Raw genomic sequence first — 8,281 nt, 5'->3', positions numbered from 1 at the left:
AGGGGCGCCCTTTCCTTAGCCGTAAGGCCGGTATGATTACATCATGCCGCCCATGCCGCCCATGTCGGGCATGCCGCCAGCCGCAGCTTTCGGCTCGGGCTTTTCGGCGATCATAGCTTCAGTGGTGATCAGCAGACCAGCAACCGATGCCGCGTTTTCCAGCGCGGTACGGGTGACTTTCGCCGGGTCGATCACGCCGAATTTGAACATGTCGCCATATTCTTCGGTCTGAGCGTTGAAGCCGAACGAGGTCGAGTCGGATTCGCGGATCTTGCCGGCAACAACTGCACCGTCAACGCCCGAGTTTTCCGAGATCTGGCGCAGCGGAGCTTCCAGAGCGCGACGGATGATGTTGATACCAACGTCTTGATCCGAGTTCGCGCCTTTCAGGCCGTCCAGTGCTTTTGCAGCCTGAACCAGAGCAACGCCACCACCGACGACGATACCTTCCTGAACGGCCGCACGGGTCGCGTTCAGCGCATCATCAACGCGGTCTTTGCGCTCTTTGACTTCGACTTCGGTCATGCCGCCGACGCGGATGACTGCAACGCCGCCAGCCAGTTTGGCCACGCGCTCTTGCAGTTTCTCTTTGTCGTAGTCCGAGGTGGTTTCCTCGATCTGCTGACGGATCTGGCTGACGCGTGCTTCGATCTCGGGCTTGTCACCTGCGCCATCAACGATGGTGGTGTTGTCCTTGTTGATCGAAACTTTCTTGGCGCGGCCGAGCATGTCGATGGTGACATTCTCCAGCTTCATGCCGAGGTCTTCCGAGATCACCTGGCCACCGGTCAGGATCGCGATGTCTTGCAGCATGGCCTTGCGGCGATCGCCGAAGCCCGGAGCTTTGACAGCAGCAATTTTCAGGCCGCCGCGCAGTTTGTTGACGACCAGCGTGGCCAGAGCCTCGCCTTCGACGTCTTCTGCGATGATCAGCAGCGGTTTGCCCGACTGAATGACCGATTCCAGCAGCGGAACCATCGGCTGCAGCGACGAGAGTTTTTTCTCGTGCAGCAGGATCAGCGCATCTTCAAGATCCGCGATCATTTTGTCCGGGTTGGTGACGAAATAGGGCGAGAGGTAGCCGCGGTCGAACTGCATGCCTTCGACGACTTCGACCTCGGTATCCATGCCTTTGTTTTCTTCGACGGTGATCACACCCTCGTTGCCAACGCGCTGCATGGCTTCTGCGATCTGCTTGCCGATGAAATCTTCACCATTGGCCGAGATCGTGCCGACTTGAGCGACTTCATCGCTGTCAGCGACAGGGCGCGAAGCAGCTTTGATGGCTTCGACGACTTTGGCGGTTGCCTGGTCGATGCCGCGCTTCAGATCCATCGGGTTCAGGCCAGCTGCAACCGACTTCAGACCTTCTTTGATGATGGCCTGCGCCAGAACGGTCGCGGTGGTGGTGCCGTCACCAGCTTCGTCATTGGTGCGTGCTGCGACTTCTTTCACGAGCTGAGCGCCCATGTTTTCGAACTTGTCGGACAGCTCGATTTCCTTGGCAACCGAAACACCGTCTTTGGTGATGCGCGGTGCGCCAAAGGATTTGTCGATGACGACGTTGCGGCCTTTCGGGCCGAGCGTGACTTTGACGGCATCCGCAAGGACGTTCACGCCTTTCAGCATGCGGTCGCGGGCGTCGGTGTTGAACTTGACTTCTTTAGCCATTCTTCACTTCCTCGAATTCGTTGTTAAAAAAGGATGGACGATCAGCTCAGGCGATAACGCCGAGGATGTCGCTTTCCTTCATGATGAGCAGCTCTTCACCATCGACGGTGACTTCGGTGCCCGACCATTTGCCGAACAGAACGCGGTCGCCAGCTTTGACCGAAGGTGCGATCAGCTCGCCCGAATCTTTACGTGCGCCTTCGCCGGTCGAAACGACTTCGCCTTCGGCGGGCTTTTCTTTGGCGCTATCGGGGATGATCAGGCCGCCCTTGGTTTTCTCGTCCGACTGGACGCGACGGACCAGAACGCGGTCATGCAGCGGTTTGAATGCCATTGGAACACTCCGGTGTTTCAGGTTGCAGTGTTTCTGTTGTTGGCACTCGGTCTTGGTGAGTGCCAATGTCAGAAGAACTAGGGACGCATTCCCATCCTGTCAACGGTTAAGGCCGTAAAAATTATTGCGTCGGCAGGGCAGGGCGAACTTGCGCCAAAGGTGCCTTGCGAAACACAGGGAAACGCAAAGAAATTGCGGCTTTTCCTGAAAGTTCGTATCTTCTTAAGGGATTGGCATTAGTCTGGCGCTTGGCATTTGGGCGTGCCATGTTCGAGGGCGGAATGGGTGGTGCCGTGATGCGAAAGATTTTGCTGATCTTGGGGGTTTTGCTGGCGGGGCCAGCACTGGGGCAGGAATGCACTGGCCGCAATCTGCTGGCCGAGCTGACCCCGTCTCAGCGCGCCGAGATTGATCAAGCCGTCGCGATCACCCGATATCACAAGGGGATTTTCTGGACCGCGCAAAAAGGAAATGCCGAAATCATTTTGATCGGCACCTATCATTTTGCCGATCCGCGGCATGATCTCACGATGTCGCAATTCAGTGACAAGATCGACACGGCCAGCACGCTTTTGGTGGAATCCGGCCCACAAGAGCAGGCCCAATTGAGCCAGGCGTTGAAAGAAAATCCGACGTTGATCACCGATCCCAGCGGGCCAACCTTGCCCGAAAGGATGAGCGATCATGACTGGCAGCAGGTGTCGGATGCGATGGCTGCGCGGGGAATTCCGGCCTTTGTCACCAGCAAGATGCGGCCTTGGTATGTGGCGATGATGATGGGCATGTCGCCTTGTATGCTCGAACAGGCGCGGGGCGATGGAGGGGTGCGGGGGCTTGATCAACTGCTGATGGACCGCGCCACGGATCGGGGCATTCCAATCCGCGCACTTGAGCGCTGGGACACTGTCTTTACGCTGTTTTCGGACATGACCCCGACCGAAGAGGTCGACATGCTGCGCAGTGCCATGCCTGCGGCCGAACATGCCGACGATTATGCGACCACCCTGATTGACGCCTATTTTTCGGGCGATATCTGGCAGATCTGGGAATTCGGGCGCATCGACGCCTATGCCTCATCGGGCCTCAGCCGCGCCGAAGTTGACCAGCAAATGCAGCTTGCGGGCGAGAAGCTGATGGATGCGCGCAATCTGTCTTGGATCGCGCCGCTTGAAGCTGCGGCCAATGCGGCGGCCACAGATGACAGCCATGTCGTGGCCGCTTTTGGGGCATTGCACCTGCCGGGCGAGAATGGCGTGCTGCGCTTGCTGGAAAAGGACGGATGGCGCATCCGGGAATTGCCCTCTCCACATAAGGCTGGGGGCTAGCGGTCTGGCGGTCGATTGCGTGCAATTGGCGCATTCTGTGTCCGTAGGTTTGACCCTTTCGGTCACATGTCGTGCCGGGGGAACATCCGGGCCACATCCGTCGTTTCCGCTAGGACGATCGGCCTTGTCCGGAGACGTCACGGGCCACAAGCCTGCATGACCGGGAAAGAGACAGCACCATGATCCAGGACCTACGCAGACATTTGCTGTTTCTAGTGGCCTTCGCTCTGGGCCTCGTCAGCGGTTTTGCCTGTTACCGGCTTGCCGGGGTCGATCGACTTTTGATCGGCGCTGACGTGTTTTTCGCCGCCTATCTGATCAGCGTGGCGGCCAAAAGCCACAACTTCGATACCGATGCCCTGCGTCAACGTGGCGATTCCGAGGACGAGGGCATGCCGATGATCGTCTGTCTCAGTCTTGCGGCAGTGGTGATCAGCCTGACTGCCATCGTGATGACCCTGCGTGCTCAGGATCAGGGTTTTGCCTATCGCCCCTTGCTGGCGCTTTTGTCGGTGCCACTGGGCTGGACGACGATCCACATGGTCATGGCCTTTCACTATGCAAGCTTGTGGTATGCGCGCACTGATGATGGCACCGACGCAGGCGGATTGGACTTTCCCGGCGACGAGCGCGCCCCAGAAATCTGGGATTTCATCTATTACAGCTTCACACTTGGCATGACTGCGCAGACCTCGGATATCGCAGTCAAAACCACGCATTTGCGCCGTATCACCGTTTTGCACGGTATCTTGTCCTACTTTTATAACGCGGTGATTTTGGCGCTGGCGGTCAATCTGGCCGTGACCCTGGGGCAGCAGACGGGTCAATAGACAAGCGCGGTCGCAGAACCTATAAGTCGCGCGACTTTGCAAACCCATGCCCGAAAAGGTCCCTTTCCCCATGATCAAGGTTTTTGGCCATAAGTCCCCTGACACCGATTCGACGGGATCTCCCATTATCTGGGCCTGGTATCTCAACGAGGTGCGCAAAAAGCCCGCCCAGGCCTTGCTTCAGGGCGAGCCCAATACCGAAGCCGCCTGGATGCTGACGCGCTGGAATATCGCCAAGCCCGACCTGTTCAGCGATGTCGCCCCCGGCGATCAATGCGTGATCGTGGATACCAACAATCCAGCCGAACTGCCCGCCTCGATCAACGAGGCCGAAGTGATCGAGATTATCGACCACCACCTGCTGGCTGGCGGCATCAAGACGCGCTTGCCGATCAATATCACCATTCGCCCGCTGGCCTGCACGGCGACCATCATGCATGACCTGATCGGCGAGGCGGACCTTGCCCGCGCCCCCAAAGAGATCAAGGCAGCAATGCTGACCTGTATCTTGTCGGATACGCTGGAATTCCGCAGCCCGACGACCACACCGCATGACCGTTTCGTCGCCGAAAAGCTGGCCAAAGATCTGGGCCTGTCGATCCCCGAATATGCGGCGGAAATGTTCGCGGCAAAATCCGATGTCTCTGCGTTCAATGAGGCAGAATTGCTGCGCATGGACAGCAAGGAATACGAGCTGGGTGGCAAGCAGCTGCGGGTTTCGGTTCTGGAAACGACCTCGCCGCAGATGGTTTTGGCGCGCAAGGATGCCTTGATGGCGGCTATGCCCGAAGTCGCACGCGCAGATGGCGCCGACGAGGTGTTGCTTTTCGTCGTCGATATCTTGAAGGAAGAAGCGACCCTTTTGGTGCCCAACGACTATGTCAAATCGGTGGCCGAAAAAAGTTTCGGCGTGAACGTGACCGGGGACAGCGTTGTGCTGCCCGGCATCATGTCGCGCAAAAAGCAGATCATCCCGGCCCTCGCGGTCTGAGACGAAGGAAGCAACCCCAATGACCCAAATCATCGCGTCGCTTGACGAGATCGCCGCCAATTTCGACGTTCTTTTTTGCGACCTCTGGGGTTGCCTTCACAACGGCAAAGCGCCCTATCCGGCGGCCATTGCCGCACTGCAATCCTTTCGCAACCGCGGGGGCAAGGTTGTTTTGATGACCAATGCCCCCCGGCCTGCAAATTTCGTCGAGGATCAGCTAGACCGCATGGGCGTGCCGCGTGACGCCTGGGATCTGATCGTCAGCTCGGGTGATGCGGCGCAGGATGCGATGTTTGCGGGTGCGGTCGGGCGCAAGGTCTGGGCAATCTCGCCGGAAAAGGATGAGGGCTTTTTCACCTCGGTTCCCGCGCAATGGGCCGATGCGCCTGCGATTGAAAAAGTGGCGCTGGACGAGGCCGAGGGGATCGTTGTCACTGGCCCCTTCGATGAGCTGAATGATCACCCCGAAGATTACCGCGCACAATTTCTTCTGGCGCGGACCAAGGGGCTAAAGCTTCTTTGCGCCAATCCGGATGTCATCGTCGATCTGGGCGAACGCCGCATTTATTGTGCGGGGGCCTTGGCCGAATTTTATACGGCGATGGGCGGGGAATCGCTTTATTTCGGTAAGCCGCACCCCCCGATCTATGATCTGGCGCGGCGTAAGTTGGATCTGGACGCCGAGACTCGCATTCTGGCGATCGGCGACGGCATCAATACCGATGTTCTGGGCGCCGCAGCCGAAGGGATCTCGGCCCTGTTTGTCACGGGCGGCTTGGCTTTTGATCAGTTTGGCGATGACGTCGAAAACCCCGACGCTGAAATGCTGAACAATTGGCTGGATATGGAGGGGCGGCACCCGGAATTCGCCATCGGGCGTCTTAGGTAATCGCCTCGCAATAATCTGACAAAATAATCGCATGATCGGTTCTTTTCTTGCTCTGACGATATTTTGCTGCTATGCAGCGAAAGACAGAGCCGAGAGAGGGGGCGATGGTGCTGGACAATTTCCCACGCGGAACGATCGTGATCGAAGAGTTGGAAATCGGCATGAGCCGTCACCTGTCCAAGGTGGTGACTGATCGCGACATTGAATTATTCGCCGAAGTATCAACCGACCGGAATCCGGTTCATCTGGATGACAGCTATGCGCGTGATACGATTTTCGCAGGTCGCATCGCCCATGGAATGTTGACGGCCGGATTGATTTCCGCCGTCATCGGCGAGCAATTGCCCGGTCACGGCACCGTCTATTTATCGCAAAGCCTAAAATTCATGGCGCCCGTCCGTCCGGGTGATCTGGTGCGTGCCGAAGTCTGCGTCGAGGCGATTGATCATGGCAAACGGCGGGTTACACTTGCAACCCGCTGCCTCGTCGGCGATACCGTCGTGCTGAAAGGCGAGGCTGTCGTATTGGCGCCAAGCCAGAAGTTCGACTGACAGGGCCAGCGCTGGCCCACCGGGGGCCCCTATTGCGCATCCATACTGACTGGAAGGGCTTGTCTGCCGATGCCCGCGGCGCGACCATTGCGATGGGAAATTTCGATGGCGTGCATCTGGGCCACCGATCGGTGATCGATCATGCCCGTGCGGCAATCGACGCGCCTTTGGGTGTCGTCTTGTTCGAACCCCACCCCCGAGAGGTTTTCCAACCTGACGCGCCGCCCTTTCGCCTGATGAACGCCGAATCGCGCGCCAATCGGCTGGCGCGGCTTGGCGTGGATCACCTGTATCAGCTGCCGTTCGGACCGGTTCTGGCCGGCCTTACCCCTGAAAAGTTCGCCTGCGAAGTTCTGGTCGAGGGGCTGGGCGTCAGGCATGTGACCGTGGGCGCGGATTTCCGCTTTGGCAAAGGTCGCGCGGGCGATGCGGGCGTGCTGGCGCAACTGGGCCGCGACATGGGCTTTGGCGTCACGATTGCCCCCTTGATCGGCGAAAGCGACCGCTACAGCTCATCTGCGATCCGGACCGCACTTAGCGAGGGGCGCCCCGATGAGGCGGCGCGTATGCTGGGCCATTGGCACCGCATCGAGGGCGAGGTGCTGCACGGTGATGCGCGTGGCCGCGAGCTGGGCTATCCGACGGCGAATATGGCCTTGGACCATCTGCATCGCCCGGCTTTTGGTGTCTATGCGGTCATGGTTGACGTGCTGACCGGCCCGCATCGCGGCAGCTACAAAGGTGTTGCAAGCCTTGGCGTGCGCCCGACATTCGGGGTGAATAAGCCGAACCTTGAAAGCTATATCTTTGACTTTTCCGGCGATTTGTATGGCGAGCACCTGTCGGTCGCTTTGGTTTCCTATCTGCGCCCGGAATTGAAGTTTGACGATCTGGACGCATTGATCATGCAGATGGACGCCGACAGCGCTCAGGCGCGCAAGCTATTGGCGGATGGATGATGCGTAAGGAATTTTGGAAACTGCCGCTTGCCTCCCTTGATCCTTCCGAATGGGAGGCTCTGTGCGATGGCTGCGGCAAGTGCTGCCTGAACAAAATCGAATTCGAAGACACCAATGAGCTGGCCTTTACCCGTGTCGCCTGCAAGCTGCTGGATGGTCAAAGCTGTCAATGCTCCAGCTATCCGGACCGGCACAAATACGTGCCAGATTGCGTGGTTCTGACGCCGAAAAAGCTGAAAGAGATCGCATGGTGGTTGCCTGCAACCTGCGCGTATCGTCTAAGAACCGAGGGTAAGCCGCTGTATGATTGGCATTATCTGATTTCGGGTGATCGCGAAAGCATTCATCGCGCGGGCGCGTCTGTTCAGGGCTGGACGGTCAGCGAGGTCTCGGTCAGCGAGGATGACTGGGAAGATTACATTATCGAGGATCTATCGTGAATTTCGGCTCTGACAACACCGGGCGCGTGCATGCGCGCATCATGGACGCTTTGGTTGCGGCCAATCACGGTCATGTTCCCTCTTACGGCGCCGATGCCATTACCCGCGCCGCGCAAGACCGCGTTCGCGAGGTTTTTGACGCGCCAGAGGCGGCGGTTCATTTCGTTGCAACAGGCACGGCTGCCAATGCCTTGGCGCTGTCCTTGGTCACGCCCGGCTGGGGTCGGGTGTTTTGCCACGAGGATGCCCATATCCAGACCAGCGAAACCGGTGCGCCGGAATTTTATATGG

Annotated in this window: 10 protein-coding genes; 8 read left to right on the top strand and 2 right to left on the bottom strand. The window is 58.4% G+C overall.

What is annotated here, in order from left to right; genetic code table 11:
* Positions 1-36 precede the first annotated feature (36 nt).
* Both groL and RTS12_RS18995 read right to left on the bottom strand, forming a co-directional pair.
* Positions 37-1,671, bottom strand: a complete 1,635-nt coding sequence (gene groL / locus RTS12_RS19000; RefSeq protein ID WP_312531309.1) for a chaperonin GroEL — start codon at positions 1,669-1,671, stop codon at positions 37-39.
* Between the two features lie 46 nt (positions 1,672-1,717).
* A complete protein-coding gene (locus RTS12_RS18995) occupies positions 1,718-2,005 on the bottom strand; it encodes a co-chaperone GroES (protein WP_312531307.1) in 288 nt (95 codons plus the stop codon).
* 296 nt (positions 2,006-2,301) lie between these two features.
* Here RTS12_RS18995 and RTS12_RS18990 point away from each other — a divergent pair, with 296 nt between their 5' ends.
* From RTS12_RS18990 to RTS12_RS18955, 8 genes are all read left to right on the top strand, one after another.
* Positions 2,302-3,330 carry a TraB/GumN family protein gene (locus RTS12_RS18990; RefSeq protein WP_312531306.1) on the top strand — a complete coding sequence of 343 codons (1,029 nt, stop codon included), beginning with the start codon at positions 2,302-2,304 and terminating at the stop codon, positions 3,328-3,330.
* Between the two features lie 179 nt (positions 3,331-3,509).
* The gene (locus tag RTS12_RS18985; protein ID WP_312531304.1) at positions 3,510-4,160 is read left to right on the top strand and encodes a DUF1345 domain-containing protein; all 651 of its coding nucleotides are present in this window, start codon (positions 3,510-3,512) and stop codon (positions 4,158-4,160) included.
* Positions 4,161-4,230: 70 nt separating this feature from the next.
* A complete protein-coding gene (locus RTS12_RS18980; protein ID WP_312531302.1) occupies positions 4,231-5,151 on the top strand; it encodes a manganese-dependent inorganic pyrophosphatase in 921 nt (306 codons plus the stop codon).
* A gap of 19 nt (positions 5,152-5,170) precedes the next feature.
* Positions 5,171-6,040 (top strand): TIGR01459 family HAD-type hydrolase, encoded by an 870-nt coding sequence (locus RTS12_RS18975; protein ID WP_312531300.1) that lies wholly within the window; start codon positions 5,171-5,173, stop codon positions 6,038-6,040.
* 107 nt (positions 6,041-6,147) lie between these two features.
* A complete protein-coding gene (locus RTS12_RS18970; RefSeq protein WP_312531310.1) occupies positions 6,148-6,591 on the top strand; it encodes a MaoC family dehydratase in 444 nt (147 codons plus the stop codon).
* Between the two features lie 32 nt (positions 6,592-6,623).
* On the top strand, positions 6,624-7,550 hold the full coding sequence (locus RTS12_RS18965) for a bifunctional riboflavin kinase/FAD synthetase (RefSeq protein WP_312531298.1): 927 nt from the start codon (positions 6,624-6,626) through the stop codon (positions 7,548-7,550).
* Positions 7,550-7,990 carry a YcgN family cysteine cluster protein gene (locus tag RTS12_RS18960; RefSeq protein ID WP_312531296.1) on the top strand — a complete coding sequence of 147 codons (441 nt, stop codon included), beginning with the start codon at positions 7,550-7,552 and terminating at the stop codon, positions 7,988-7,990. The genes RTS12_RS18965 and RTS12_RS18960 overlap by 1 nt, the downstream gene beginning before the upstream one ends.
* Positions 7,987-8,281 (top strand): beta-eliminating lyase-related protein (locus RTS12_RS18955; RefSeq protein ID WP_312531294.1); only part of this gene is annotated, 295 nt, incomplete at its 3' end. The genes RTS12_RS18960 and RTS12_RS18955, both read left to right, overlap by 4 nt.

Origin of the sequence: Paracoccus sp. (in: a-proteobacteria), from assembly GCF_032007265.1 — a bacterium.
In the GTDB taxonomy this organism is placed as follows: domain Bacteria; phylum Pseudomonadota; class Alphaproteobacteria; order Rhodobacterales; family Rhodobacteraceae; genus Paracoccus.
Note: the sequence above shows the minus strand (reverse complement) of the source record. Positions and strands in the feature narration are given on the sequence as shown.